The sequence below is a fragment of the Nissabacter archeti genome (assembly GCF_018257325.1).
Lineage (GTDB): Bacteria > Pseudomonadota > Gammaproteobacteria > Enterobacterales > Enterobacteriaceae > Chimaeribacter > Chimaeribacter arupi.
Map to the genome: position 1 here is coordinate 25,079 of NZ_JAERKB010000003.1, position 26,860 is coordinate 51,938.

Sequence of the window (26,860 nt, forward strand, 5' to 3'; positions counted from 1 at the left end):
CAATAAAAAAGCGACGCCGGGGCGTCGCTTTTTGCAGAAGTGAAAGCAGAAGTGAAAGCGGGATTACGCTTTCTCAGGGATCGCCTTCAGCAGCGCGGTGAGCAGTTGCCAGTAGAGGCCGACGCTCTCAATGTGCACCTGCTCGTCCGGGGAGTGCGGGCCGGTGATGGTTGGCCCGATGGAGACCATGTCCATCTCCGGGTATGGCTTTTTGAACAGACCGCATTCCAGCCCGGCGTGGATCACCATAATGTTCGGGGTTTTGCCGAACAGTGACTGGTAGGTTTCACGCACCAGGCCCATCACCGGGGAGTGCGGGTCCGGCTGCCAGCCAGGGTAGCCGCCTTTCGGCGTGGTGGTGGCGTTCGCCAGTTGGCCGAGGGCGGTCAGCATGTCGACCACGTACTCTTTACCGCTGTCGATCAGCGAGCGGATCAGACAGTTAATGTGGGCCTCGTCCGCCGTCATCGTCACCACACCGACGTTCAGCGAGGTTTCCACCACGCCCGGCACCGCGTCACTCATGCGGATCACGCCGTTCGGCATGGCGTTCAGCAGCGCCAGCAGGCGGGCCTGGCAGTCGGTGGTGAGTGCCGGCGTGCTGTTTTCCGCCGGGGTGACCAGCACCGCCAGCTTCTTCTCTTTGGCCGCCAGCTCGTTTTGCAGCGTGGTCTGGTAATCCTCCACCAGCGTTTTCAGTGCATCGACGTTAGCCGACGGCACCGCCAGCGTGGCCGAGGCTTCACGCGGGATGGCGTTGCGCAGGGTGCCGCCGTTTAAATCGAGCACGCGCAGGCCGAGCGGGGCCGCGTGCTCAAACAGGAAACGCACCAGCAGCTTGTTGGCGTTGCCGAGGCCGTGGTGGATGTCTGCGCCGGAGTGGCCGCCTTTCAGCCCTTTCACCACCAGCGACAGCGTGGTGTAACCACCGGCCAGCGTCTCGCGCTGCAATGGCAGGGTGGTGGAGACGTCGATGCCGCCTGCGCAGCCCATGTAGATCTCACCCTCTTCCTCGGAATCGGTGTTGATCAGGATCTCGCCCTGCAACCAGTCCGGCTGGAGGCCGAAGGCACCGTCCATGCCGGTCTCTTCAGTCATGGTCAGCAGCACTTCCAGCGGGCCGTGCGCCACGCTCTCGTCAGCCAGCACCGCCAGCGCGGACGCCATGCCGATGCCGTTGTCCGCACCCAGCGTGGTGCCGCGCGCTTTTACCCACTCGCCATCCACATACGGCTGGATCGGGTCTTTGGTGAAGTCATGCACGGTGTCGTTGTTTTTCTGCGGCACCATGTCGAGGTGCGCCTGGAGCACCACCGGTTTACGGTTTTCCATGCCTGGTTTGGCCGGTTTGCGCAGCAAAATATTGCCGACCTGATCGCGCTCAGCGTGGATCCCTTTCTCAGCGGCCCAGGCCATGATGTGTTGGGCCAGCGCTTCTTCATGGAAAGAAGGGTGCGGAATCGAGCAGATCTTGGCGAAAATGTCCCACAACGGCTGTGGCGAGAGTTGCGACAGTTCAGACACAATGAGTCTCCTGTGGCAGCACCTCCGGCCCGGTGCCGGCCCCGGTGAATGCACGGGCAGGCGCGGAAAAGGTGGGATGCTGCAAATGGTTAGGTGGATAATGCGCCGCCAGAAACCCCTGGCGTGGACCTGAGAGAATATCACTTTCTCCTGCGGGGTGCGCGTGGCGGGCCGGGAAAAAAGCGGGCGCTTTCACCGATTGTTACTGGTTTTTATCCGGCTGCCTCTCTATAATCTCGCGCAACCTTTTCCCCCCTGAATACTTTTAAGCCAATTTATTGCTGGCTGGGACACGATTTTATGAGCGAAAAATACGTCGTTACTTGGGACATGTTGCAAATGCAGGCCCGTAAACTGGCACACCGCCTGCTTCCGGCCGACCAATGGCAGGGCATCATCGCGGTGAGCCGCGGCGGCCTGGTGCCGGCGGCGCTGCTGGCGCGTGAACTGGGTATCCGCCATGTTGATACCGTGTGCATCTCCAGCTACGACCACGACAACCAGCGCGACCTGAAAGTGCTCAAGCGCGCAGAAGGCGACGGTGAAGGCTTCATCGTCATCGACGATCTGGTCGATACCGGCGGCACCGCCCGCGCGATCCGTGAGATGTACCCGAAAGCGCATTTCGTCACCATCTTCGCTAAACCGGCCGGTCAGCCGCTGGTGGATGACTACGTGGTCGACATCCCGCAGGATACCTGGATTGAACAACCGTGGGACATGGCCGTGACCTTCGTTGAGCCGATCGGCGGCCGCTAAGCCCCGTCTGTGATGCGTTCCTTTGCCCGGCTTATGCCGGGCATTGTTTTTTCCGGCGGGCTGGTTTTTATCACCGCCACCGTCCTCCACCTGCACCAATATTGACCCTGTCCGCTCCCTCTTCCGCGTTATTTGGTACACTCTCACGATAATGTCCGGCCGCATCCGCGCCCGCCCACTGCATCATGGAGGCTGTACATGTCCCAAGCCAATCTGTCGGAAATCCTGTTCAAACCCCGTTTCAAGCACCCGGAAACCTCCACGCTGGTCAAGCGTGCGCACCATCACCCGGCGCTGGCCACCGAGTCCGCCCTGGAAGGGCAGGCGACCCGCCACTGGTACCGGATGATCAACCGCCTGATGTGGATCTGGCGCGGCGTGGACGCGCTGGAGATGCAGGAGGTGCTGGCGCGCATCGCCGCCTCGACGGCTGAGCGCACCGATGAGGCACTGCTCGACACCGTGGTCGGCTACCGCAACGGCAACTGGATCTATGAGTGGTCGCACCAGGCGATGCTCTGGCAGCAAAAAGCGCTGGAGAGCACCGACCCGGCGGCACGCGGTGAATACTGGCTGATGGCCGCCAACCTCTACAGCATCGCGGCGTATCCGCACCTGAAAGGGGATGAGCTGGCCGACCAGGCCGAAGTGCTGTCGAACCGCGCCTACGAAGAGGCGTCACAGCATTTGCCCTATCAGCTGAAAGAGCTTGAGTTCCCGATCCCCGGCGGCGCGCCCATCAGCGGCTTCCTGCATATGCCGCACGAGGGCAGCGCGCCGTACCCCACGGTGCTGATCTGCGGCGGGCTGGACATGATGCAGAGCGACCACTACCGCCTGTTCCGTGACTACTTCGCCCCGCGCGGCATGGCGATGCTCACCATCGACATGCCCTCTATCGGCTTCTCTTCACGCTGGAAACTCACCCAGGACACCAGCTTTTTGCATCAACAGGTGCTGGCGCAGCTCCCGACCGTGCCGTGGGTAGACCACACCCGCGTGTCGCTGCTCGGCTTCCGCTTCGGGGCCAACGTGGCGGTGCGGCTGGCCTACCTGGAGCCGAAACGGCTGCGCGCCGTGGCCTGCCTCGGGCCGATTGTGCATAACCTGATGTGCAACAGCGCCACGCAGGAGGCGGTGCCGGACATGTACATGGATGTGCTGGCCAGCCGCCTCGGCATGAGCACCGCCTCAGACGCCGCGTTGCGGGTGGAGCTGAACCGCTACTCGCTGAAAACCCAGGGGCTGCTCGGCCGCCGCTGCCCGACGCCGATGTTCTCCGGCTACTGGCCGAATGAGCCGTTCAGCCCGAAAGAGGAATCGCGGCTGATCGTCTCCTCGTCCAGTGACGGCAAACTGCTGGAGATCGGCAAAAAGCCGGTGTATCGCGGTTTCCATCAGGCGATGGAAGAGATGAGCGCCTGGCTGAAGGGTAAAATGCGTTAATAGAGTTGCTATTTTTGATTGGTTTGTTAAAAAGGATCGTCGCCATAAGGAGGTAGAAAATGACATTACCAAGCGGACATCCTAAAAGCCGGTTAATGAAGCGTTTCGCGGCATTGGGGCCTTATCTGCGGGAAGGAAAATGCCGGGACGATCAGTTCTTTTTTGATTGCCTGGCAGTGTGTGTCAACGTCAAGCCCGCGCCGGAAAAACGTGAGTTCTGGGGCTGGTGGATTGAACTCCAGGCCGAGGCCACGCGTTTTACCTACGTTTACCAGTTTGGCTTGTTTGACAAAGAGGGCGTCTGGAAAGCCCAGAAGATTAAAGATCCGGAAGTGCAGGAGAAACTGGAAACCACGTTACGCGACTTCCACCAACGTCTGGCTGCCATGCTGAACGAGATGGAACTGCCGCTGGCGCCAGCCGACCACTTTGCGGATGAGCCGGTAAAACTCAGCGCCTGACGCGGCCCGCCCCCGGGCGCTTTCCCCCTGATTTCCTTTAATTTCGCGCTGTGCCTGTTGGCATGGCGCGTCTCTCCTGTTACAAAGATCGGTGTGACGGTCTTCTCAGACTTCTTTATCCTTTCCCTTTTCAGACGCAACGGCAGACTAATTATGAGTGGCAGCCAGACTTTGGTTGTAAAACTGGGCACCAGCGTGCTCACCGGCGGATCGCGCCGCCTGAACCGTGCCCACATTGTGGAACTGGTGCGCCAGTGCGCCCAGCAACACGCGGCGGGTCACCGCATCATCATTGTCACCTCCGGGGCGATCGCCGCCGGGCGCGAGCACCTGGGCTACCCTGAACTGCCCGCCACCATCGCCTCCAAGCAGCTGCTGGCGGCCGTCGGGCAGAGCCGCCTGATCCAGCTCTGGGAGCAACTCTTCTCGATTTACGGCATCCACATCGGGCAGATGCTGCTGACGCGTGCGGATCTGGAAGACAGGGAGCGTTTCCTCAACGCCCGTGACACGATGCGCGCCCTGCTGGACAACCACATTGTGCCGGTGATCAACGAGAACGACGCGGTCGCCACCGCGGAGATCAAAGTCGGCGATAACGACAACCTGTCGGCGCTGGCGGCGATCCTCGGCGGGGCCGACAAACTGCTGCTGCTGACCGACCAGCCGGGGCTGTTCACCGCTGACCCGCGCAAAAACCCGGAAGCGGAGCTGATCCGCGAAGTCACCGGCATTGATGACGCGCTGCGCGGCATCGCCGGGGACAGCGTCTCCGGCCTCGGCACCGGCGGCATGGCCACCAAACTCCAGGCTGCGGACGTCGCCTGCCGCGCGGGCATTGATGTGATCATCGCTGCCGGCAGCCGCCCGGATGTGATTGGCGACGTGATCAACGGCACCTCGGTCGGCACCCGTTTCCACGCGCTCGAAACGCCGCTGGAAAACCGTAAACGCTGGATCTTCGGCGCACCGCCGGCCGGTGAAGTCACCATTGATGACGGGGCCGTCGCCGCGATGCTGGAGCGCGGCAGCTCGCTGCTGCCAAAGGGCATCAAGGAAGTCAAAGGCGACTTCTCGCGCGGCGAGGTGATCCGCATCCGCAACCTGGCGGGGCGCGACCTGGCCCACGGGGTCAGCCGCTATAATAGTGATGCGATGCGCATGATTGCCGGGTATCACTCACAACAGATCAACGATATCCTCGGTTATGAGTACGGCCCGGTGGCTGTGCACCGCGACGATATGATTGTCAGTTAAGGAGCTGCCATGCTGGAGTCTATGGGTAAGGCCGCGAAACAGGCCTCTTACCAGTTGTCCGTGCTGAGCACGGCGAAAAAAAACCAGGCGCTGTTGGTGATTGCCGACATGCTGGAAGCCGAGAGCGAGATTATCCTCAGCGCCAACGAACAAGATGTGGCCGCCGCGCGCGCGGCCGGGATGAGCGAGGCACTGCTCGATCGCCTGCTGCTGACCCCGGCCCGGCTGGCGGCGATTGCCAACGACGTGCGTCAGGTCAGTAAATTGCACGACCCGGTAGGCCATGTGATTGACGGCAGCCTGCTGGACAACGGCCTGAAGCTGGAGCGCCGCCGGGTGCCGCTGGGCGTGATCGGCGTGATCTACGAGGCGCGCCCGAACGTAACCATTGATGTCGCGACCCTGTGCCTGAAGACCGGCAACGCGGTGATCCTGCGCGGCGGCAAAGAGACGCACCTCACCAACCAGGCCACCGTCAGCGTAATCCAGCGGGCGCTGGAGCGCTGCGGCCTGCCGGGCGCGGCAGTGCAGGCGATTGAGAACCCCGATCGCGCGCTGGTGAACGAGCTGCTGCGCCTCGACCGCTACGTCGACATGCTGATCCCCCGCGGCGGCGCGTCGCTGCACAAGCTGTGCCGCGAGCACTCGACCATTCCGGTCATCACCGGCGGCATCGGCGTGTGCCATATGTTCGCTGATGAGAGCATCGATTTCGGCAAAGCGCTGACGGTGATTGAGAGCGCCAAGGTGCAGCGCCCGAGCGCCTGCAACAGCCTGGAGACGCTGCTGGTACACCGCGCGATTGCCGACACCTTCCTGCCGGCGCTGAGCCGCAAGATGGCCGACGCCGGTGTGACGCTGCACGCCTCTGAGGACGCGCTGCCGCTGCTGCAAGACGGCCCGGCGCAAGTGGTGCCGGTGAAGCCGCAGAATTACGAGGATGAGTGGCTGTCGAACGACCTGAACGTCACGCTGGTGGATGACCTGGATGCGGCGGTAGAGCACATCCGCAACTACGGCACCGCGCACTCTGACGCGATTTTGACGCGTTCGCTGACCAACGCCGAACGCTTCGTGCGCGAAGTAGACTCTTCCGCGGTCTACGTGAACGCCAGCACCCGCTTCACCGACGGCGGCCAGTTTGGCCTCGGCGCGGAAGTGGCAGTCAGCACCCAGAAGCTGCACGCCCGCGGCCCGATGGGGCTGGAAGCGCTCACCACCTACAAATGGATCGGCTACGGCGACGATTTAGTCCGCGCCTGACCCTGACCCCCGCACCCAGAGTGCGGGGATTTTCGCGTAACCTGTCGCCACTTTCATTCAGCTTATCAATGGCAAAGCCGCAATCTAAAAGCCCGACAGGGCAGGGTGCTGATAAAATCAGCAGACGGCCAAACGCCTCTTGACTTGCCGTGCAGATTTCAATAATTTGTCACCCCGTAGTTCCCCGGCAGTTCCCTCCCAAGCCGATATAGCTCAGTTGGTAGAGCAGCGCATTCGTAATGCGAAGGTCGTAGGTTCGACTCCTATTATCGGCACCATTCCAACATCTCCCCAAGTCTACTGAAGTTCACTGAAACTCCTTATGCTCTGCGATTTAAAGCCCCTTTTAGTATTTCTACGTCTACTAAAGTTCCCTGAAATCTACGGTCATATGGGGGTACTTATGGGGGTATTTACTGTTCGGTCTAGAGGAGGTACCCCCAAGTGAAACTAAACGCCCGGCAGGTGGACGCCGCCAAACCTAAAGATAAGCCTTACAAGCTGGCTGATAGTGGTGTTCTGTATCTCCAGATCAAACCTAATGGCGGTAAATACTGGCGGCTCAAGTATCGTGTAGCCGGCAAAGAGAAGCTGTTAGCGCTGGGTGTGTATCCTGAAGTCACATTGGCCGATGCTCGGGCAAAACGTGAAGAAGTTAAAAGGGGTATCGCTGGGGGTATCGATCCTATGGAAGCGAAACGGGAAGAGAAGATTGCCCGTGAAACTCAGTTAAACAATTCCTTCAAAGATATTGTCCTTGAGTGGCACAGCAGCAAACTAAAAAAATGGTCTGCTGGGTATGCTTCAGACATCCTGGAAGCTTTCAACAAAGATGTGTTCCCTTACATTGGCAAAAAACCATCTTTTGAGCCTACTCTTAAACATATTGTAGTGACCAAAATAATTCAAGAATATACAGATGATATTGGAACCGCATTTGTAAAAGTTGATAAAAGTGGTGAATGAAAAGCTGTGAAGTGTTTTGTTTGGTAGAGGATTGGTTGTTGTCTCGTTTTAACCACTAATATCGAGTTGCTTATTACTTAAAAATAAAAATAAAAATTAGAATTTTGAGATCTCGCTTCGGGTTACATAAGTAAAATAGGAGTAATATTTAGTTAACTTCATACTTAAAAAGGGTAGTGCCTATGATGTTTGCAGAAAGTAAAAAAAAATTTGCAGAGTCAGGTGTTAAGCTCCTGGAGGAAATGGAAGCGCTAGCATGTGAGATGCGAACTCTTATTGCAAGTATGCCGCCTGAAGATTTAATTGGATATATTTATGCTCAATTCATGATGCATGCGGCTTTTGATAATCAGCATAAAAATACTCCAGAAACCAAAGATTTAGTCAACGATAATCAATTCCTTCTTGAATATGTGCATGCCGTGCTCGCGACAGACATTGCTCCTAAAGAAATGAGTTTTGATGAAAAAAAATGCAGTTATTTGTTTAGCCTAAGTAGAGATTTATGTCATAAGGCTATGCTATACGCAATAGCATCTTCACTTGAAGCAAAAGATAGTATTTTTGGGCCTGATACGTCGACTATAGAGTTTCATTCAAAAACAGCATGGGTAATGCTTAGAGGAAACCGCTATCAAGTTTTAGAAGAAGAATTTTATAGATACGTGCTTTCGCCACATGATGATGTTTTAAAAGAGGTCTACGGAGTAAGTGGAGGTGATATAGCTCGCGGTATTCAATCCATGGCTAATGCTATTCGTACAGGTCATACAAATGCTTTAGAAGAAATGATGATGCAATTTATAGCAGTGCAAGAAATTGCTTCGCAACAGAAAAAAACTATAGAAGAGGTTATGGAATCATGGAAGGAAGAAAATGGAGAAAAATTAAAATTTGCTAGTCAAGCTGCTAGTGATGTTTTCCGGGGGGGGATTACCAACGTTAGTCTTCATACTGATTTACCAGACAAATTATTAGCGGATTTAGCCTATCAACGAGGGGAAGATACGGATTTCTTTGCCATAGGAGATTTTTCTGGTACTCCTTATCGAACTCTCCCTGCAAGGAAAAAACCTCTTATAAAACTCGATGCCGGTTATTATGCAGTAGATCCTTGTTTCATGCGTGATGCAGGATATCGGGCACTTCTACATAATCTTTTGCAGCGAAAACCTGAATATAAAAAAGAATTCGAAGAACGTCAGAAAACGATGAGTGAAGGTGCATTCTATGACATTTTGAGAGCACAATTCCCTACCGCTAATGTTTATCAAGAGATTTATTATAAGGATCCAGAAACAAATCAATGGTCTGAAAATGACATGTTAATATTAATGGATGATGTGCTATTTCTTATAGAGGCTAAGGCTGGTGCTGCAGCAACGATTGCTTCACCTGCTACAGATTTCAAACGACACGCCCAATCTGTACAGGATTTAGTAATCAAAGCATACAAACAATGTGAGCGGTTTTTTAACTATTTGAACTCAGCAGATGAAGTCATTATTTATCAGTTAGTAAATGGTAAGCATAAAGAGTGTGGTAGAATTAAAGCTTCGAATTATAGAGTGATGTTACCTATCGGACTGACTGTTGAATCATTTTCTCCATTTTCATCTTTCTGTAAGCAATTACCACAAATCAAACCTTTACTAGATAAATATGGATTTGTGTCCATGTCGATTGACGATTTATTTGTTCTGAAGCGTTTTCTACCTTCTCCTGGAGCATTTTTACATTACATGGAGGTGAGACAGTTATTGGTAAATGTTAGGAATGCATTTCTTTATGATGAATTTGACCATTTGGGATTATATATAACTAATAATCGCTTTGACTTGGATAGTATTGAAAAATTGGCAAAAGAAAAAGGCAGTATGCTTCTCTGGGACGGTATGAGTAGTGTTATTGATAAGAGTTTCGAAGAGCTTGATTGGGACACTAAACCGTTACCTACTCAGGATTTTCCAAAGGAAGTGACAGATTTGTTGGAAGCGCTTGATTCCACACGTGCGCCGGGTTGGCTAGCAATAGACAGCCATATCAGAAACTACGATGCACAAACGCGATCTACTCTTGGAAATATGCTTAAGAAGCTAGGTGATAGTTTAGATAAACATCCTGCACGCTATTTTTTGATTGGAAATGATGAAGAGTCTTTGTTTATTTGGATGCAAAATTTCGAGAATGAAATAGACTGGGGGAAAGTTAATGATAAAGCAAGTTCCATGGCTCTTAACATTAAAGATGCTGTCAGGCATAATTTTGTTATAGTTGAAGTAGATTCTGAAGGGAAATACATCAAAGCTCTTGGTATTAATGTTATTGTGCCTCAAGAAAAAACTGATGAAAATGCTCACATCTTCGAAGATGCTGAACGATTGATGAACTCTAGCGGTACTGATTCAAATTTTATAATGTCTTCAATAAAAGTGGAAGAGTTCCGTAAAGTTGGCCGGAATGAAGCCTGCCCTTGTGGAAGCGGTATAAAGTATAAAAAGTGTCATGGCCGTTGAATGCTAAAAATCATGTACAGAGAGACCATTTTACGGTCTCTCTGAAAGCAATTCTTAATTTGAATTCGACTTTTAGTGAATAATTTCATACTGCGTTTAGTAAAGTTAGCTTCATGGGGATACTTTTTGGGGTATCTCTAAAAGATTACAATAAAATAGTAATTTATATCATATAGTTATGTTGTATGATTTATTCCTATTATCACCAGTTATTTTAAAATCATTAAGTTATGTTTTTGGCGCTTTGGTTTTTCTGAGGCGTATGTGGTTTTTACACGTCACGTATGTGACAATGTATTATTACGTTTGATATGAAAATATAAATTCCCCATAAGTTACCCTGAGGGATTTAAAGTAATACCTCATTTCAACCTTATGATTTTAATCGCGAAACTCAAGTTCTGTGGTGTCTTTTTGCGCACCAAGATTCATTAAAATAATCGTAGATTTTAACAGCATTTCGAAAGCGTACCCTAACATAATCCTGCTAAATTTATCAGTTACTGATGCGATATCGATATATTCATGCACAACAGGAGGTTTCTTAATTTTAGCCAGAAAAAGCTCTTATTTCGAACGCCTTGATCTCTTAAAATCTTTGCAGATAAATACAGATTTTGGGAATCTGTTAAACAAACCTTACGATCAAAGATACCTTTTCCCTTTCTCTGCGTTATTATTTCGCTCTGCATTTAGATACTTCTATATTATTAGAGTCGGTACCGATAATAGGAAACCCGTGGCTAATCAGGAACCAATCCCGTAACAATTATAGCCAACCACTTTCAGAAGGGGTTCGAATTTAATTGCGCTCATATCTTCGACCCGTTGCCAATCTCGTTCGATCTCATCAGGGTTAAGTCCACCCAGCGTGAAAGCATTAGTAACAATATGTCCGGTATGTTCATCTTGTAATCCGTTGATACCTTCAATAGGTAAATGGCCGAGATATAGATTTTGTTTTATAAAAAGTCGGAGAGTTAAAGTTACTTCCACCTTGCCACCGTATCCATTATCAATTTGAGTTTTAGCCTCCTGAAATATTAGCAACTCTTCATGTTCCCCCGGTTCACTCGGCAGTGCACCATTATCCCATCGAGCCTGAGCAATCTCTAACGCCGTACCCAATAGCTCGTTCTCGGGGCTGTAAACAGGCAACTTGTAAAACTCATTTGGTATGAGCAGAGGTTTAGGAGAAGAACATCTAATTCCAAAACTCATGAAGCTGTTTCTGAAATCACACAATACGGGAGCAGTCACCTTCGCCCGCCATTTATGGTCATCTGTTGAAACTGGACGATATAGCGTAATCTGTAATTTCTGAGCACGCCGCAAAGCTGATTTAGTAAAGCCAGCCGGACAGACTAAAGCCCCCTGATGCGCACATACGTCCTGTACTAACCCGTGAAATTCTTCAACACCTTTGACATTCACCGGATTAGCGTAGTCCTTACAATCAATCACAATACGCATTTTGTACTGACCAATGGACTGTTCCACCAGAACATCCACCTGTCTTTTGGTTTCACTCTGGATACCATCAAGCATCACATTATGTTGCACTATAGCATCGGGAGAAAGTTGCCTTTGTATCATGGCAACAAGTTTTTCGAGAGCTTTCCAGTTGGGAACCTTATTTCTATCTTGACCAGCCATTGCGTCGCTCCGTTTGGGTCTTATACGTAAAAGATACCACTGGAATAACTTGAAGGAGAAATTGTATGTATCCTGGCAAAGCAGATGATTCTCTTTCAGAGATCCTTAGATAATCGGACTAGTTTACCTTTAAAGCGAACTTCCGCTATTCGCTCATAGCCGCCATTACACTTCTATCAGGAAGTTCATATTAAAAGTGAGCATTAGCTGCTCTCAAAAAAATGCCTAACAAAGCTCCAATGCCCTCACTCAACCCGCCGATGCTTCTCATAGCCATTAAAATCTTCGCATCTGTATGGCTTTAACGTTCCCCCATTCCCCCCCAACCCCTCACCTGCTATCATCTGCGCCGCTGCGGCACATCCGCAGCCGGGCGTAGGAACCCGTGTCACTTCAGGGCGACCCCTTATTTGGGGTTGCGGCCTTGGCACATCTATTACATGGCATACGCTGTGTTTCAATGGTGGCTCAGGCGGGGCAGCCTTCGGGCTGGCCGGTGTCCTTGAAGGCCGGTATTCCTACCCCCGTCTGGGCTACCACCCAAGAGCGTAGGAACTCCGGTGGTGGCTTTACTCATCACTTCAAGGAGCTTTTATATGGATAGCCAATCTCCACGCGTGGTCTCTGAATTCTCTCCACTCAATGCCTATATCCCCCACACCCTGACCGAACACTGCCGTCTGTTGGCCTTCACCCTGGTGAATCTTGATGCCTCACCAGCCAGTGAGGATCTCTGCGCGATGTTGCTGGCCGAACTGAACGCGCTGGATGCCGCGCTCGATCGGCCATTCGACCCGCCCGTGTCGCCTTATCCTTTTGACGCGCGTCTCTATGACGACCGGCCGCTGACGGCGTCGGAGCTGGCGGAGCAGTGCCGGGCGCTGGCGTTGGCGATGTTGCAGGTGAGTGAGCCGTGGGTGAGGGCCTCATTGGGCTTTGTGCTGTGGGAGCGGATTAGCGCCCTGCGATTGGTGCTGTAACAGCGTAAAAACAGGGCGGTGAATGAAGCCGCCCCATTAGTACGGCCTCAATAGATCAAATTACTTATAAATCTCTGCCACGCCGTGCAGCCGGTTATTACCAGAGGCTGAAAGTATTTTGTAAGAGGTTGCCCCTTTCTCATCAGCCTTGGCAGAAAGTTCTTCCGAGAGTTCATCAAGGTTATAGGCATTGCTTGCAGAGATGACGCCGATTTTCTCTTTCCCTTCTGCCTGATCAATGTGCTGTGCAGCAGAGGCGGCATTGACGGAAATAAGCCCCATGATCAGGGTAATAACAAGTGATGCTTTCATGTTGTTTCCTTTTTAGACAAATAACGGTATCAGAATGTTTACCATGAGGATGCTCTATGGCTTTAAAGAGGAATATACGCACCCAACCTGTCATGAGACTGACGGGGATATGACAAAATTGTCACTGTGGCCGCATTGACTTAAAGGCTCCAGAAAATGCGGCTGCGGGTATGGGAGCTGTTGCAGATCGGGGAAATATGGGTGAGGGCATCACTGGGCTTTGTGCTGTGGGAACAAATTCACGCCCTGCGGGAAGCGGTGTCACTGCATCAAACCGGGCGGCCTGCATGGCGCCGGCGTTCCACTTTATGCGACAGAGCAAGTCGGGAAAGGGCGCTACCGCAGGCTGAGGAGACGTGCCAGTATCCGAATCAGGTGGTGCCGGAGGCCGCACGGGCCTTACCGCACCAGTCTTACTCACCACGGTAACAGAGGATGCATGCATGACCTTTCGCAACGGCCTTACTTCGCTTCTTCGCCCTGAAGACTCCGTACTGGTGCTGATTGATCACCAGCCTTACCAGCTCACCAATCTCAACAGCCACGATCCCCACCTGGTGGTCAATAACGCCACCGCCCTGGCAAAAGCCGCTAAAGTCTTTGGGGTGCCGACCATCCTGACCAGCGTGATTGCCGAACGCGGCGGCCTTATTTTCCCGCAAATTACCGATGTTTTCCCTGATCAGGAGGTGATAGACCGGACGTTTATCAACACCTGGGAAGATCCCAAGGTCGTCGATGTGGTTAAGGCGACCGGCCGCAAACAGCTGATCATCGCCGGGCTGTGGACCGAAATCTGTGTCGCGATGCCCGCCATCCAGGCCGCAGGCGAGGGCTGGGATGTTACCGTCATCACCGATGCCTCGGGCGCGGTGTCCGTCGAGGCGCATCAGGTGGCGATACAGCGCATGATCGCCGCCGGCATCAATATGATGACCTGGATGGCGCTGGCGGCGGAGTGGCAGCGTGATTGGGCCAGGGCGGAGAGCGCCGCAGAGTTGAATAAGGTCATCATCCAGCACGCGGCAGGCAGCGGTATCGCCTACCTGTGGGAGCAGCAACTGCTCAACACCCCGGCACCGGGTAACGCCCGCTGACAACCAAAGGCCGGTGCGCAACACCGGCCTCATTTCGTCGCCCACCTCCCGCCCTGAACACCACCTCCTCTCCGGCCAGGCCCTTTCCCCGGCACAGCAAAAACGCTTAAAAAATGGACACCCCTGTACCGGCTGGTAATAATGAAGCCCGGCGGTTTTGCGTACCAGGGGGAAACGCGTGGATATTGATGATCTGCTTACCTTTGTGGAAGTCGCGAATGCAGGCGGGATCTCGCCTGCCGCCCGCCGGCTTAATGTCTCCAAATCCATTGTCAGCCGACGGCTCGCCCGGCTTGAAGCGGATCTCGGCGTCCAGTTGCTGGCCCGCACCACCCGGGGCGCCGCGCTCACGGAAGCGGGGAGCACATTCCGGGAACATGCCGCCAAAGCGTGCGCCGAGATTGAAGCAGCAAGGGAAACCCTTCAGCCGGACGGTGAGCTTCGTGGCCGTTTGCGGGTGGCTGCCTCGCTCTCTTTCGGGCCTGCGCATTTCGCCCCCGTGCTGGCGAGAATGGCGCTGGACCACCCGCGCCTCCATATCCATCTCTCTTTTAGCGATCGGTTTGTGGATCTGATTGCTGAAGGGTTTGATTGCGCGATCCGCGTGGGTTACCTGCCGGATTCCAACCTGATGGCCAGGTGCGTCGGGCCGATTTACGGCAAGCTCGTGGCAAGCCCCGGCTACATCAAGGCGCACGGTGCGCCAGAGCACCCCAGCGAGCTGGTGAACCATCAGGCATTGATGCAGGGAACGGAAGCCTGGCAGTTTATGGATGGCGGGGAGATCGTGACGGTGAACCCTCAAGGGCGTTTCAAAGCTGACAACGCGACCGCGCTCGCCGCCGCCGCCATAGAAGGGCTCGGCATCGCCTGGATCCCGGATGGCGTCACCCGCCCCCACGTGGACTCGGGCGCGCTGGTGCCGGTAATGACCCGCTACCCACCGCCCTCGGCCGGGGTCTATGTCGTTCGCCCACCGGGCCAGCACCCGGCGCGAAAAGTCAGGGTGCTGACGGATATGCTGATCGCGTGTTTTAAGGATTATGCGTAAGGGGGCCGGAAGCGGACATCCTCAACCCTATTTCTTTTTATTGATCATCGACTTTAAATCAGCAAAGGGATTGTAGGTTGCGGCCCCTACGTCTTTTTGCGCATCTTCCCCTGCCACCACGTTGGTGCCGTACAGGTCAGCTTCCGTGTACTTTGAGTGCTCGTGGTCATGGCAGTACAGACACAACAACTCCCAGTTGCTGCCGTCTTCCGGGTTATTGGTATGGTCGTGATCGATATGGTGAACCGTGAGTTCACGCAGGTTCGAGTAAACGAACTCGCGTGAGCAGCGCCCACAGACCCACGGATAGATTTTTAATGCTTTTTCACGGTAGCCGCTTTCCAGCCGCGCGTAGTTTTTGGGGATAAGAGCCATGCTGATATTACCTGTGATAAAGAGACAATGTGGCCTCCGGTTTGGGCGGGCCAGCCTGCCCAACAGGGTACTGCACGCTGCCTGGTAAGTCCGCTTCTTTCTTTCCTCAACCGCGTCGTATGGGTGTGTTGCCGGGCATGATGCGTTTAGGTGACACGCTGTTCACGCTGAGACGGCATGGCCGTTATTCACTTGCATATTCGATACTTTCCAGCGCTGAACAAGGCAGCATCGCGAACTGCTGCCGCTCAGGTTCAGACGCGATACGAAAGGGAGCCAGCACATCCGAAGGGCCTATCTGAATAGCCTCTGTTTCGACGACGATATCTGAAGGCGAAAAATGACGCCGGTTTACACTCCGCTTGTCAGGGCGCGTCATATCAGCCACGACGGCATCCACCACCTCTGCCCGCGTCAGCGTCTTGCAGGCTTTCACATCAGCCTGATAGGCAATCATATTACCAATGTAATAATCGGCAACGATCAGGGCGGTAAACGCCGCCACACCAATACCCATTTTAGCCACAAGATTCATAAAACGTTCCCTGTCTGACGAGTGGAGGTTGATGTGCTGTCCGGTAGCACTGATGAAACCATAACAGCTTATCAAGCGAAATAACCCGCAGAAGAACTGTCGGAAATAAAAGCTGGAACAGAACGCTGATTCTCTTACTCCGGCGCAGCCGACAGCGCGATCTTCACGTAATAGGTATTTTCGCCGACGCGGTAGCTGCCGGTATTGGTGAATTTAGAGACGGTGCCGGTGGTGGATAAAGAGAGCACGCCCTGTGTAAAGTTCACTTTTGCTTTTTCACTGGCCTGCAAAAAATAGTTCTCGCTCTCCTGAATGCTCGCGAGAAAATCCTTTTGGCTTAATGATTTATCCGCCAGATAGTAACGGTAAACGGGGCGGGGCGTGGCGTTCACATCCGCTTCCACCACATATAAGCGGGCGGTGTCGTTAAGGTTAAGGGACTCCGCCACGGTTAAGGTCACCGGGAAAATGTGACGTTGCAGAAACTCCCGGCCTGAGATCATAAAAAACAGTAAAAACAGTATGCTCACTATCGCTTTGCGCAAGGAATACCCCGTTCTGTTCAGTGATGCCGGTCAGGCCTGGAAAACCAAACTGACGTTGTACGCTGAAATGCACGCAGGCTGGTTAACCGGGATCACAAAACGGTGAACCCGTGCGCCGGTTAACGCCCTCTGCCCCCTTTAGCGCAAAATCTGTTCTCTGCCCTATAAAATCCCGGCGGCCTGCCGATAACCCCTGAAGAGTCATTCACGCGCGCCAATGCCGGAAGCCGGGCCGTTCTTGTCAGTCATCCTCCCTATCGGTTTGTAAATGACGACACTCACCATTCTCAGAGGCAAAGATGGACAATTTTCAAAAAGATATCGATGAACGGGCCAACCTTGCGCTCTCCAATAAATTTGAGCTGCTGCTGTTCCGCCTGGGAACGGATGTAAAAGGTGAGGAATCGGAGCTGTATGGCATCAACGTGTTTAAGCTGCGTGAAATCGTGCCGATGCCGACCATCACCAAAGCCGCGGGCATGAAATCCCCGTTGCTGGGCGTGGCGAGCATCCGCGGGCAGATTATCCCGGTGATTGACCTGCCGGCCGTGGCGGGGTGCACGCCGTCTACCGGGCTGAACCTGCTGCTGGTGACGGAGTATGCGCGCAGCACCCAGGCGTTCGCGGTGGAGTCAGTGGACAACATCGTCCGCCTTGACTGGAGCCAGGTGCACGCGGCGGAAGCCGGGGTCAGCAACCGCAACATCACCAGCATCGCCTGCCTCGACAGCGACAAGCAGAGCAATAACCTGGCGCTGGTGCTGGACGTTGAGCAGATTTTGCATGACATCATCCCGACGGTGCGCATGGTGGACGCCGCCGATGAGATCAAAGCCAAAGGCTTTAAGCTGAAGCCGGGGGCGATAGCCATCGTGGCGGAAGACTCCAAAGTCGCGCGCACCATGCTGGAACACGGCCTGAAAGGGCTGGGCATCCCGGCGCTGATGCACAACACCGGGCTGGAAGCCTGGGAGAAAATCAAACTGATCGCCCAGCAGGCGCGCGCCGAAGGGGTGCCGATCACCGACAAAATCGGGCTGGTGCTGACCGATCTCGAAATGCCGGAAATGGACGGCTTCACGCTGACCCGTAACATCAAACGTGACGAGCAGCTGAAACACATCCCGGTGGTGATCCACTCGTCGCTCTCCGGCAGTGCCAACGAGGAGCACGTGCGTAAAGTCGGGGCCAACGGCTATGTGGCGAAGTTCGAAATCAACGAGCTCTCGACCACCATCCATCAGGTACTGGAAGCCGCCGCCCGCTGACAGCTCAGGCAGGGCAGGGCCAATAAAAAACGCGCCGGGCTCCCGCCCGGCGCGTTTTTTTTACTTCATGGGGGTTAATTCACCGTGGGGGTGGTCGGGGTAAAGACCACCGTCAGTTTCCCGGTGTAGCGCCCGGCATTTTTGGTGGTGACCTCAAACTTCTCCACGTTAATCAGCAGCGGCACCGGCACGCACAGCACCGGGTAACTCAGCGAAGGCAGCCTCACCGGGCGGATTAAGTTCTGGTTGATGGCGTTCCAGATAAAGGTGCTGTTGTTTCTGGCCCGCTCCAGATGGCCGGTCTCCGGGTTTTTCAGCAGCACGGCGTAATCGATGCGATCGCGCAGGGAGTCCGGGTTACTGTTTTCCCCGTCGCGGTAGAGTGAGAAATCCGCATCACGCGGGCGCCCGGCGTGGGGCTTGCCCTCATCTTTGAGGGTGAGTTCATATTTTGTGCTGTTGGCGTTGTAGCCGTCATACAAGCACATATCCAGCGGGGTCACGTCCTGTGCCCAGGGGTTGCCGTCCGGCGCGCCTTGCGGGCGTAAATCCAGCTCGACCAGCGGGCTGGCAGTGCGGAATGCCGGGAAATAGATCTCAATATGGTTCGGGTCAATCACATCAAACTGAAGATGGGCGGTAAAGTCCGCCAGAAAGATATTTGGGTCCCATTGCATTAACTTCAACCGTAAATCGGCTTCCCACAGGCCGCCCACCGGCAGTTTTGCCAGTTCAGCGGCGGGCAGGGCCATATTCAGCGCCCGCCCGACATTGAGATCATCCGGGTTTCCATCCGGACATATGACATACGCGCTCCCCCAGATTTGATAACGGCCACCATAGGCCGCACACATAGTTTGCCGGAAGTATTGCTCACTGTACCCCTGGAGATTCAACACCACTTTCATACCGCTGCGCTTTTCGGTAAAAGTCAGCGGCACGGTGGTGTTGCCGGTACTTGCCCACTCTAATTTAGTGTTGCATTTACCCTGTTTGGGGTCGCTGTTACTCTCACACACCCAGCCGTTGCGCCCCCATTTGGCGTGATCGGCTTCATCCCATCCCCCTGATTCATGTTCCCAGAGGATAATGTCCCCGCCCGGCGGGGAGGCCCGGTCAAAGGTGCGCTGAATGGTCACATTGCTGGGGGCCGGGGGCTGCATCTCCGCCTGAGCCAGGCAGGGTAAACAGACTAACCAAAAAATTAAGATGTACTTCACTCGGTTCCCTCCGGTGCACGGTAAGCCGTTTCGGTCTCCGTGCGTGTTTTGATTTTAATCCGCGCCTGATCGCGCATCTCTGCGGGCAGGTCATCCATCGCGATAGCCCGGCACTGGCTCTCCCCGACGTAGCGCACAATCGCGCGCTGTTTCTGTACCACCAATGGGCAGCGGTAGACGTCACGGCCGGAAAGCAGGTAAAGATCGTTTTCGATCCGGGTGAATTCAGCGGTAAAGCTGCGATCCTCACTTAACAGCAACATGTGCGTATTCAGCCCGATGACCGGGTTCTCATGCGCGCCGGCAGGCAGCAGCAAGCGCCCGACATAGCCATAACGGTGCTCAACGGTGACGCTGCGGCGGCGCATTTTGCCCGGCAGCAGCATCACATTGCCGGCACCGGCACCGCTTATCAGGCTGGTGGTGCCGCCCTGGCCTGAGCGGGTGCTGTCACGTACGTCGATGCTGCCCGGCTCGTAGCTCATCATTGGGAACAGCACCGACCCGCCCTGGGAGATCGGCGTCCGGCGGTTGCCCGCCACCTGCGCATCAACGGCGATCTGATCATCGCTCTCATCGAGGTTTTCCACTTCCACCACCACGGCGGAGGCCGGGTCACCAAAGCCTGCCGCGCCCCAGTACAGGCCCTGGCGGCTGACGGCAAAGGTGGAGTTGTAGGTCGCGGTGAGCGCCGTGGCGTGGCGGTTTTCCTGCGTGTCGTAACTGTCTGACAGGGCGGCACTCAGGTTGCCGTAAGCCCCTTCCAGCCGCCCGCTGACGGCGGCGTCCAGCGTGTCGGTATTGATGCCGCCCGCTTCCACGCTCAATTCCCGGTGATCGGTGTTGTCCTGATACCAGGTATGGGAGACGTTATAAGCGAGCTGGTCAGAACCCTGCCGGCTGCTGCGGTAGTCAGCGCTGACTTCGGTCATCTGGCTTCTGGCATCGCTGTCCTGCCGGGGCGACTGGCTGAGCGAAAATGTCACGTAGACGCCGTTGTCGCTGTTGTCATAGCCCTCGTCATCACGCCGGAACAGCCCCAGCGTGCTGTTGATCATCCAGTCGCGGTAGCTGAAGGCGCGCGAGGCGCTGAATTGCAGGGTACGGGAGGTGGCGTTTTCGGTGGTCTGGCGTAACACGTTGTCTTCAAAGTCCGTGTTGTCATCCCAGCGCAGCGCGTCGTCGCTGTTGTTCTCTGTCTGGATGTAGCCCAGCATCATCGTCCAGTCGTAGAGCGTGTCAGTCAGTGTGACGTTGAGGCTCTCGTAGCAGCCGGGGCGGTTGTAGTCGCTGCCGTCGTCGTCATAGCCGGCGGCGCACTGGTCGCCGGACGAGGCGTAACGGTACAGCGACAGGCTTGGCCAGCCCTGAAGTGACCAGGAGAGCTGCTCGCTGTCACCCTGGCGGTTCTCCTCGCCCTGATACAGGTGGGCGCTTAGCCCCAGGTTGCCGTACGCGCCGAAATCGGGCGAATAGTCCACGCCCAGTTCAGCGGAGAGCTGGTTATCCACCGACGCGCCGCCCGCCGTCAGGGAGAGCGTATTCAGCAGCGGCAGCCGTACCCCGGCCTGAAAGGCAGCGGCGTCGTCACTTTCCGGGTCGCTTATCTGCCCGCCCTGCATAAACCAGTGCACCCGGCCGTCATCCATGCCGCCGGTTTTGGTAAACGGCTGGTTTTCGGTGCGCACCAATTGGTTGCTTTCATAAATGCGCAGCTGCACGTTATAGCTGCCGTTGGGGAACATGGAGGTATCAACTGACTGGTTGCCCGGCGGTAAATAGAAGGAGCCGAGCAATTGCTCATTGCGGTAGGCGTCCACCCGCGAGTTACGGGAGAGCAGCACCACCAGCGGGGTGCCCTGGCCGCCTTGCTCATAGTTGAAATAGCTCAGCGTACTGCCGATGCGCAGCCCGTCAATCGAGTCGAGCGGCAGGAAGGAGAAATTAAAATTACCGCCCTGGGTGCTGAACAGCGTGCGGCTGTCAATCCGGCCCAGTTGCGCATAATAGCGGCGGTTGAAATCGTAGCGGTAATAGAGGTCGCTGACGTCGGCGGTGTACTCACTCTCGTCATCCTCATACTGCGAGGCATTCAGTGACCAGTGCATGCCGAAATAGCTGTTTTCCGTTACACCGAGCGCGCCTGCGCCCTGTAAAAACAGGCTGCTGTAATCATCCTGCGCAATCAGGTTCAAATCCTGCTGGTGGATAAAAGCATTCTGCACATCATGGGTGGTGGGCGTCCGGTACAGCGCCTGTGCGCCGGAGACCGGCATCCATTCTTTGCGCATAAACAGCGTCACGCTGCTTTCGTTATCATCATAAATTGCGTCGACGCTGTCGGAGTTTATATAGCCACAGCCGGGCGTCTGGGTGCCGTAGCCGCACGCCGCACCGCCGTTACGGGCCAACGGTGCGGAGAGGGCCGTTAATATCCGCGGGTAATCTTTATCAGCCGGGGTGACCGGGAGTTCCAGCGCGGCCAGTACTTTTTCCGGCTCAATGAATTTAACGGTATCTAAACTGACAATGGCGTCAAATAAGCCAATCTCTTTGCCCGCCAGGATCACTTCAACGCGTTCCTGCTGCCCTTGCGTCAGAATTTCAAACCCGGCAGGGACGTTAATGGAAGCGGCATACCCACGCTCCAGACAGGCCAGCATAATAAGAACAGAAAGGGTTTTTTTCATGAATATGGCTTCGCATTTTCATTTTAGGGGAGCGGTGAAGCAAAAAATAAAACCCGCGCCACAGGGGGCGCGGGGCAGGCACGGTTATGCGCTGGCTGGATCCTGATAGAGATAGATGCTGACCACGCCCTGGTACATGCCGGTTTCCACCGCGCCTTTGGTGGTCTGGGCAATTTGCAGCTCTTTGGCAACAGAACCGGTTTTCGCAGCATCGGCCCCGTTCGGGAACAGCACCGCGGTGGTCAGGTCGAGCGGGGTATCAACGCTCAGCACCTCACCACCCCAGCTCACGCTTAACGGGATCGGGTTGGCGGTTGGGCCGGTGTTGTTGATCAGCTGCGCATCCGTAATCAGTTGCAGGTGGATGTTGCCGCCGGTCGGCGCGTTTGACCAGATTTTGGTCATCAGATTCACCGGTGACAGGCCGTTGCCGGGGATATACTGCATTTCCACACTTTTCGGTAATGCGCTGCCGTCAGACAGGGTCATGTCCAGCGTGGCATCCACGTTCGCTGTCACGGTAATATCTTTCTGAACGGCGAAGGCGGAGCCGGCAACGGTCAGGCAGAGGGCGGCGATTAAGGGTTTCATCATCAGTTTCATGGTGGGTAATATCCTTTTTATTTCCATATGTAAGGCCCTTACTGCGGCGTAAGGGCAGGGGCCACAACAGCATCATCAGGGAATATGCTGTTCTGATTTCTCTCATCAGCCATTCAGGGGAAGCGCTATCTGGCTGTTACTTTTCTTAATCCAGTCATAATATTTAATAATGACTTTTTCATACCCCGCCGAGGCCGGCAGGCTATAAGTCTTGTCCGGGAAAATATTGCGGTTCTCTTTCTTCCAGGTGCACGCTTTTTCTGAGGTTTCCGCCCGGCATAATCCGATGTCGGTAATTTTCACCCGTTGCGTGCCGTGGTTTTGCAGGGAGGAATTATCAGCGGATAATGCCAACTCAATAATGGGGTTGACCGGCGGCACTGTCACCAGAATGCCCCACACCAGATTCACATTGACTGCCGACGTCACCGTATTTCCCTTTTGGTTTTTTGGTGAGTCGTCCAGTGAAGGCACCCCTTCAAATAATACCCGGTACATCGCCTCTTTATTCACCGGCTCCATCGCCACAAAGCGCACGGTTTTACTGGCCCCGCCCGGCACGGCAAACTTAGGCGGCATAATCACCAGCCCGGTATCCGTACCGGCCGAGACCTCAACCTCTTTTTCCTGCGGCGTACCCGGATCGTTTATTTTCTTGATGGTGGTTTTGACAAACTGGACATCATTCGTTTTGGAAAAAATACGCACACTGCCTTCCCCTTTGGCATCCAGGCCCACCGCCATCGGGTATATCGTCATATTGGCGAAGGCGGCCGTGCAGGCAAATAACGGGGCGGCCGCCAGGGCTATTTTTCGAAGATGTTTAAAAGAAACCATAATTAATCCGAGCGTCGTTGGGTGGTTTATTTGGGCTGTGGAATTGTGCACGACCTCTGAAAATGGTCAAGTGTACAAAATGGCACAGTATTTATGTTTTATTGGGTTGATTTCGCTAATTTACCGTGGGCGTGGTCGGCGTGAAAACCACTGTCATTTTCCCGCGGTAATGGCCTGCATTCTTATCCTTAACAGCAAATTTCGGCACAACGAGTAATAAGGGCGCAGGCACGCACAATACGGGGTAATTAATCGACGGCAACCTCACCGGGCGGATTAAGTTCTTATTAATTTCCCACCAGGTGATCTGCGCATTATTGACCACCGGCATCAGCTCGCCGCTTTCCGGGTTTTTTAACCTCACCTGATAATCAATCCGGTCACGCGGGGAATCCGGATCGCTCTCTGCCGCCTCCCGGTAGATCGAAAAATCACTGTCGGCCCGGCCATTATGCGGCCGCCCCTCATCACGGAGCAGCACGTCATAGCGGGTGCTGTTGGCGTTGTAGCCGTCATACAGGCACATATCCAGCGGGGTGATGTCCTGCGCGGTGGGGCTGCCGTCCGGCGCGCCTTGCGGGCGGAGATCCAGCTCGACCAGCGGGCTGGCAGTGCGGAATGCCGGGAAGAAAATCTCAATATGGTCCGGGTCTACCACGTCAAACTGGAAGTGGGCGGTAAAGTCCGCCAGCCGCCCGTCGGTAAAATAGTTGGTGAGTTTCAAACGTAAATCAGCCTGCCACAGGCCGCCCACCGGCAGTCTGGCCAGCTCGGCGGCCGGCAACCACACCGTGAGCGCGGCCCCGGAACTTCCGCCGCCACTCTGGCACCCCACTGCGGCCGCGCCATAAACCTGGAATTTCGAACCGTACGTCCCGCAGCCGGTGTGAACGAAGTAGGGCTGAATGTAGCCCCGCAGGTTCAGCACCTGCCGCATCCCGCTGCGCTTTTCGGTAAAGCGTAACGGCAACACCGTTTCCCCGCTGGCATACCACACCAGTTTGGGGCTGCATTGCCCATGTGCCGGGTCACTGTTGCTTTCGCATACCCAACCGTTGCCGTTCCATTTGCCGGGGTCCTCCGTATCATAGCCGCCCAGCACCTGCTTCCAGAGGCTGATGTCCTCAGTGGGCGGGGAGAGCCGGTCAAAGGTGCGCTGAATGGTGAGCGCACTTGACGTGGGCGGGGAGCTTTCCGCATGGCCCCATAAGGAAACGGCCCATAAAAAAAATCCTGATATGAATAGTTTCATAAACATTTATTGGTTTCTGTATTATTAGCATCATTATTAGTGTCCGCATATTATATTTCCTACTTTCATCAGAAATGACAACTGTGCAAAATGGGAAAAAATAACTGTGCCACTTGGCACATTGTAAGTTGGCGGTATCTGGATTATTTTTATGAGTTGGCAACATTTCATTAAATAATGAGAAGGACGCACAGCATCATGAAAGAATATACGGGTAGTGATGTCTCCTTGCCCCCCATATGTATTAAAACAGACCGTGCCAGGCTCCGCAAACCCTCGTCAGTCAAAGAGATATTTAACGCCCTCGAGCCAAAATCTTTTTCTTTTGCCCTTGAAAAAGGCATGACGCTGGATTTTCGCCAGGGCATTAACTATATCTTCTTGCTGAAAAAAGGCACCATGTCGATGGTCAGGGGAGATAATGATCTGTATGTCAAAGTCAATATCGAAAGAACGATCCTGGGCCTGGCGAATGCCATTTATGAAAACACCGGCCACTATTTTATTGCTGAAACCCGGTGCGAGCTAAGCTATATTCCCATTGCCGCCGCCAGGGATATTTTCACCGAAAGGAAGTTGTGGCAGGCGGTGTGTGAGGCGGTCACCTATTCGATGGTCGCATTATGGAAAGAGAGCTATAAAATTGTCGGAAAAACCGCCTATGAGCAGATTAAAGAGATTATCAACGACGTGTGCAGCCAGCCTGATGACGTCAGGGAAAACATTAAAATCGCCGCCTATATTCAGAAACGCACGTCTATTTCCAGAACCAATGTGATGCGGATACTGCGTGCATTAAAGTACGGGGAATATATCGGCATCGGCCAAAACGGCAAAGGGATTGTGGTGTATAAAGAGTTGCCGAAGAAGTTCTGAGTAACATATCCCCTGCGGGGCCGGGCTGCGCAGGCGAATTGGCACTCTGAAGGCGGGATGCCGGGCCAGAATGCCAATTCAATGGCCTTTTGCTCAATGACGGTTATCTTACCGGCCCGATAGCCTGCGCCTTATTCAAGGCGTAACGTCTGTTTGAGCGATGCGGCCCGTATGCGTGGCGCACCTTCGCCGCTCGCCCTTTTTACCAATGAAAGGTGTTGTACGGCTGAACCCGAGAAACGTGCCTCATAGACAGGGGGCCGTCTTGGTGCCCGCGCTGCGACAGGGGGCTGTATTGCCTCCCGCGCTGCTTCAGGCATATAGAGCCTGCTCACCCTGATTTCCTGCTGGCGCGGGCCTTGATAGGCGTCATTATCAAAATAGACCTCATACACCGCCCGTTGGTGATCACGCTTGAACGGCCACCGGACGTTGTTGGTCCGCGCGGTGGTGCGCAAGGCGTATACGTCTGCCGAGCCGTAGTCCATCGTGGTATAAAACCCGTGATCGCTCCGGGTGCCGGACCCTGTCCCGGCATGGGCGGAAGGGTTGATGCCCTTGCCCAGGGAGTTGTCAAATTTGGTGGAGGTGCCGTGATACCCGACAAAGACCCTTTCCTGCGCCGGCCCGGCAGCGGCTATCGCCCGCGGCCGCATCTCGATGAGTTCTACGGCCGGGCCGCGGCGCAGCAGGCGGCGCCACAGCGATTTGGCCGTCGGGGCGAGGTAGTGTGCCGTCCCCAACACGCCCAGCGCGCCGCCGAACCCCATGCCGGCCCACATCAGTTTTTGTGCGGCGACCGGGTTCTTTTTCATCTCCATAGAGCCTGCGATGCCGGTTGCCAGCGCGGCCGCGCCTTCTATCGACGTTTCAATAACGGCGAGATAGGCACTCGCCATCGCGGTGGTAATGCCGTCCGCCGCCGCCTGTGACATCCCCAGCTTAACGCCCAGTTTAAGCGTTTGTTTGATCATCATGGTGATCAGGCCGTGGCCGCTGGGGTCGGTCATATTGACCGGGTCATTTTCACAATAGGCGTAGGCGTTAATGCCCCCTTCGCCAAACGGGCTTTCGCTGTCCGGGCAGGTGAAGCGGAACAGCGCCGGGCTGAAGGCGCGGTAGCCGTTGCCCAGGTGGGTCACACCGGTCAGCGGGTCGGCCCGCTCGCCGTTAAACCCCGGCAGCGGCGTGGCGGAGGCATCCGGCGGCGGCGTTGCGCCAAAGGGTGAATAACGGAAAGCGGATAAGGTATTTCCGCTCAATGCAAACAGCGTGCTGTTATTAGCGTCATTACCCGTGAGAGATAGGTTCATAATGTCCTCTGGCTAAATAAATGAATGATGTACCCCGTGTCGGCAGGGGTAACGAAAT

The 26,860-nt window shown here is 54.6% G+C and carries 24 protein-coding genes, 1 tRNA gene and 1 pseudogene; 14 read left to right on the plus strand and 12 right to left on the minus strand.

Translation table 11 applies throughout. The features are described 5' to 3' along the window. Positions 1-63: 63 nt before the first annotated feature. Positions 64-1,524, minus strand: a complete 1,461-nt coding sequence (pepD, locus tag JK232_RS04520) for a beta-Ala-His dipeptidase (RefSeq protein WP_072926743.1) — start codon at positions 1,522-1,524, stop codon at positions 64-66. A 300-nt stretch (positions 1,525-1,824) separates the two neighbouring features. On the opposite strand from pepD, the gene gpt reads away from it, so the two are divergent. The 8 genes and pseudogenes from gpt to JK232_RS04560 all read left to right on the plus strand — a co-directional run bounded on the left by gpt (position 1,825) and on the right by JK232_RS04560 (position 10,192). Further along, positions 1,825-2,283, plus strand: coding sequence for a xanthine phosphoribosyltransferase (gene gpt, locus JK232_RS04525; RefSeq protein ID WP_072926741.1), 459 nt, complete (start codon positions 1,825-1,827; stop codon positions 2,281-2,283). Positions 2,284-2,481: 198 nt separating this feature from the next. Further along, positions 2,482-3,729 carry an esterase FrsA gene (frsA, locus tag JK232_RS04530; RefSeq protein ID WP_072926739.1) on the plus strand — a complete coding sequence of 416 codons (1,248 nt, stop codon included), beginning with the start codon at positions 2,482-2,484 and terminating at the stop codon, positions 3,727-3,729. A 59-nt stretch (positions 3,730-3,788) separates the two neighbouring features. Further along, positions 3,789-4,190: a sigma factor-binding protein Crl gene (crl, locus tag JK232_RS04535; RefSeq protein WP_072926737.1), complete on the plus strand. Its 402-nt coding sequence runs from the start codon at positions 3,789-3,791 to the stop codon at positions 4,188-4,190. A 153-nt stretch (positions 4,191-4,343) separates the two neighbouring features. Further along, positions 4,344-5,447, plus strand: a complete 1,104-nt coding sequence (gene proB, locus JK232_RS04540; RefSeq protein ID WP_072926735.1) for a glutamate 5-kinase — start codon at positions 4,344-4,346, stop codon at positions 5,445-5,447. A 9-nt stretch (positions 5,448-5,456) separates the two neighbouring features. Then, positions 5,457-6,710, plus strand: a complete 1,254-nt coding sequence (proA, locus tag JK232_RS04545; protein WP_212588876.1) for a glutamate-5-semialdehyde dehydrogenase — start codon at positions 5,457-5,459, stop codon at positions 6,708-6,710. A gap of 202 nt (positions 6,711-6,912) precedes the next feature. After that, a tRNA-Thr gene (locus JK232_RS04550) sits at positions 6,913-6,988 on the plus strand. Between the two features lie 166 nt (positions 6,989-7,154). Continuing rightward, positions 7,155-7,568 (plus strand): annotated as a pseudogene (locus JK232_RS04555) (tyrosine-type recombinase/integrase); the annotation flags it as partial. Between the two features lie 290 nt (positions 7,569-7,858). Beyond that, positions 7,859-10,192, plus strand: a complete 2,334-nt coding sequence (locus JK232_RS04560; protein WP_212588877.1) for a YecA family protein — start codon at positions 7,859-7,861, stop codon at positions 10,190-10,192. A gap of 747 nt (positions 10,193-10,939) precedes the next feature. Here JK232_RS04560 and JK232_RS04565 read toward each other — a convergent pair. Beyond that, positions 10,940-11,848 (minus strand): restriction endonuclease, encoded by a 909-nt coding sequence (locus JK232_RS04565; RefSeq protein WP_212588878.1) that lies wholly within the window; start codon positions 11,846-11,848, stop codon positions 10,940-10,942. Positions 11,849-12,308: 460 nt separating this feature from the next. On the opposite strand from JK232_RS04565, the gene JK232_RS23055 reads away from it, so the two are divergent. Beyond that, positions 12,309-12,452, plus strand: coding sequence for an ash family protein (locus JK232_RS23055; protein ID WP_420847730.1), 144 nt, complete (start codon positions 12,309-12,311; stop codon positions 12,450-12,452). Continuing rightward, a complete protein-coding gene (locus JK232_RS04575; RefSeq protein WP_212588879.1) occupies positions 12,445-12,828 on the plus strand; it encodes a hypothetical protein in 384 nt (127 codons plus the stop codon). Before JK232_RS23055 ends, JK232_RS04575 begins: the two co-directional genes overlap by 8 nt. Before the next feature lie 60 nt (positions 12,829-12,888). Here the strand turns inward: JK232_RS04575 and JK232_RS04580 are convergent, their stop codons facing one another. Then, the gene (locus JK232_RS04580) at positions 12,889-13,140 is read right to left on the minus strand and encodes a YdgH/BhsA/McbA family protein (protein WP_212588880.1); all 252 of its coding nucleotides are present in this window, start codon (positions 13,138-13,140) and stop codon (positions 12,889-12,891) included. A 443-nt stretch (positions 13,141-13,583) separates the two neighbouring features. On the opposite strand from JK232_RS04580, the gene JK232_RS04585 reads away from it, so the two are divergent. Continuing rightward, a complete protein-coding gene (locus JK232_RS04585; protein ID WP_072926727.1) occupies positions 13,584-14,237 on the plus strand; it encodes a hydrolase in 654 nt (217 codons plus the stop codon). Positions 14,238-14,415: 178 nt separating this feature from the next. Further along, complete coding sequence (locus JK232_RS04590; protein WP_212588881.1) at positions 14,416-15,288, plus strand: LysR family transcriptional regulator; 873 nt, start codon at positions 14,416-14,418, stop codon at positions 15,286-15,288. Positions 15,289-15,315: 27 nt separating this feature from the next. On the opposite strand, the gene yajD is transcribed toward JK232_RS04590, so the two are convergent. The 3 genes from yajD to JK232_RS04605 all read right to left on the minus strand — a co-directional run bounded on the left by yajD (position 15,316) and on the right by JK232_RS04605 (position 16,647). Continuing rightward, positions 15,316-15,663: an HNH nuclease YajD gene (gene yajD, locus JK232_RS04595; RefSeq protein ID WP_072926721.1), complete on the minus strand. Its 348-nt coding sequence runs from the start codon at positions 15,661-15,663 to the stop codon at positions 15,316-15,318. 184 nt (positions 15,664-15,847) lie between these two features. After that, positions 15,848-16,198, minus strand: a complete 351-nt coding sequence (locus tag JK232_RS04600) for a hypothetical protein (RefSeq protein WP_072926719.1) — start codon at positions 16,196-16,198, stop codon at positions 15,848-15,850. Positions 16,199-16,332: 134 nt separating this feature from the next. Beyond that, positions 16,333-16,647: a hypothetical protein gene (locus JK232_RS04605; RefSeq protein WP_146000797.1), complete on the minus strand. Its 315-nt coding sequence runs from the start codon at positions 16,645-16,647 to the stop codon at positions 16,333-16,335. Positions 16,648-17,042: 395 nt separating this feature from the next. Here JK232_RS04605 and JK232_RS04610 point away from each other — a divergent pair, with 395 nt between their 5' ends. Then, a complete protein-coding gene (locus JK232_RS04610; RefSeq protein ID WP_072926715.1) occupies positions 17,043-18,011 on the plus strand; it encodes a chemotaxis protein in 969 nt (322 codons plus the stop codon). A 74-nt stretch (positions 18,012-18,085) separates the two neighbouring features. On the opposite strand, the gene JK232_RS04615 is transcribed toward JK232_RS04610, so the two are convergent. The 5 genes from JK232_RS04615 to JK232_RS04635 all read right to left on the minus strand — a co-directional run bounded on the left by JK232_RS04615 (position 18,086) and on the right by JK232_RS04635 (position 24,613). Continuing rightward, positions 18,086-19,231, minus strand: coding sequence for a CfaE/CblD family pilus tip adhesin (locus JK232_RS04615; RefSeq protein WP_241506178.1), 1,146 nt, complete (start codon positions 19,229-19,231; stop codon positions 18,086-18,088). Continuing rightward, on the minus strand, positions 19,228-21,921 hold the full coding sequence (locus tag JK232_RS04620) for a TcfC E-set like domain-containing protein (protein WP_212588882.1): 2,694 nt from the start codon (positions 21,919-21,921) through the stop codon (positions 19,228-19,230). The genes JK232_RS04615 and JK232_RS04620 overlap by 4 nt, the downstream gene beginning before the upstream one ends. 84 nt (positions 21,922-22,005) lie before the next feature. Continuing rightward, positions 22,006-22,524: a fimbrial protein gene (locus tag JK232_RS04625; RefSeq protein ID WP_212588883.1), complete on the minus strand. Its 519-nt coding sequence runs from the start codon at positions 22,522-22,524 to the stop codon at positions 22,006-22,008. Between the two features lie 105 nt (positions 22,525-22,629). Continuing rightward, positions 22,630-23,361 (minus strand): fimbria/pilus periplasmic chaperone, encoded by a 732-nt coding sequence (locus JK232_RS04630; RefSeq protein WP_212588884.1) that lies wholly within the window; start codon positions 23,359-23,361, stop codon positions 22,630-22,632. Positions 23,362-23,476: 115 nt separating this feature from the next. After that, positions 23,477-24,613, minus strand: coding sequence for a CfaE/CblD family pilus tip adhesin (locus tag JK232_RS04635; RefSeq protein WP_072926931.1), 1,137 nt, complete (start codon positions 24,611-24,613; stop codon positions 23,477-23,479). Positions 24,614-24,811: 198 nt separating this feature from the next. On the opposite strand from JK232_RS04635, the gene JK232_RS04640 reads away from it, so the two are divergent. After that, positions 24,812-25,489 carry a helix-turn-helix domain-containing protein gene (locus JK232_RS04640; protein ID WP_165699709.1) on the plus strand — a complete coding sequence of 226 codons (678 nt, stop codon included), beginning with the start codon at positions 24,812-24,814 and terminating at the stop codon, positions 25,487-25,489. 131 nt (positions 25,490-25,620) lie between these two features. Here JK232_RS04640 and JK232_RS04645 read toward each other — a convergent pair whose 3' ends face one another. Continuing rightward, on the minus strand, positions 25,621-26,802 hold the full coding sequence (locus JK232_RS04645; protein WP_212588885.1) for an RHS repeat-associated core domain-containing protein: 1,182 nt from the start codon (positions 26,800-26,802) through the stop codon (positions 25,621-25,623). Between the last annotated feature and the right edge of the window lie 58 nt (positions 26,803-26,860).

Coding starts and splice junctions, on each gene's coding strand:
- gpt (WP_072926741.1), top strand. CDS start 1,825: ATGAGCGAAAAATACGTCGTTACTTGGGACATGTTGCAAATGCAGGCC.
- frsA (WP_072926739.1), top strand. CDS start 2,482: ATGTCCCAAGCCAATCTGTCGGAAATCCTGTTCAAACCCCGTTTCAAG.
- crl (WP_072926737.1), top strand. CDS start 3,789: ATGACATTACCAAGCGGACATCCTAAAAGCCGGTTAATGAAGCGTTTC.
- proB (WP_072926735.1), top strand. CDS start 4,344: ATGAGTGGCAGCCAGACTTTGGTTGTAAAACTGGGCACCAGCGTGCTC.
- proA (WP_212588876.1), top strand. CDS start 5,457: ATGCTGGAGTCTATGGGTAAGGCCGCGAAACAGGCCTCTTACCAGTTG.
- JK232_RS04560 (WP_212588877.1), top strand. CDS start 7,859: ATGATGTTTGCAGAAAGTAAAAAAAAATTTGCAGAGTCAGGTGTTAAG.
- JK232_RS04565 (WP_212588878.1), bottom strand. CDS start 11,848: ATGGCTGGTCAAGATAGAAATAAGGTTCCCAACTGGAAAGCTCTCGAA.
- JK232_RS23055 (WP_420847730.1), top strand. CDS start 12,309: ATGGTGGCTCAGGCGGGGCAGCCTTCGGGCTGGCCGGTGTCCTTGAAG.
- JK232_RS04575 (WP_212588879.1), top strand. CDS start 12,445: ATGGATAGCCAATCTCCACGCGTGGTCTCTGAATTCTCTCCACTCAAT.
- JK232_RS04580 (WP_212588880.1), bottom strand. CDS start 13,140: ATGAAAGCATCACTTGTTATTACCCTGATCATGGGGCTTATTTCCGTC.
- JK232_RS04585 (WP_072926727.1), top strand. CDS start 13,584: ATGACCTTTCGCAACGGCCTTACTTCGCTTCTTCGCCCTGAAGACTCC.
- yajD (WP_072926721.1), bottom strand. CDS start 15,663: ATGGCTCTTATCCCCAAAAACTACGCGCGGCTGGAAAGCGGCTACCGT.
- JK232_RS04600 (WP_072926719.1), bottom strand. CDS start 16,198: ATGAATCTTGTGGCTAAAATGGGTATTGGTGTGGCGGCGTTTACCGCC.
- JK232_RS04610 (WP_072926715.1), top strand. CDS start 17,043: ATGGACAATTTTCAAAAAGATATCGATGAACGGGCCAACCTTGCGCTC.
- JK232_RS04620 (WP_212588882.1), bottom strand. CDS start 21,921: ATGAAAAAAACCCTTTCTGTTCTTATTATGCTGGCCTGTCTGGAGCGT.
- JK232_RS04625 (WP_212588883.1), bottom strand. CDS start 22,524: ATGAAACTGATGATGAAACCCTTAATCGCCGCCCTCTGCCTGACCGTT.
- JK232_RS04630 (WP_212588884.1), bottom strand. CDS start 23,361: ATGGTTTCTTTTAAACATCTTCGAAAAATAGCCCTGGCGGCCGCCCCG.
- JK232_RS04635 (WP_072926931.1), bottom strand. CDS start 24,613: ATGAAACTATTCATATCAGGATTTTTTTTATGGGCCGTTTCCTTATGG.
- JK232_RS04640 (WP_165699709.1), top strand. CDS start 24,812: ATGAAAGAATATACGGGTAGTGATGTCTCCTTGCCCCCCATATGTATT.
- JK232_RS04645 (WP_212588885.1), bottom strand. CDS start 26,802: ATGAACCTATCTCTCACGGGTAATGACGCTAATAACAGCACGCTGTTT.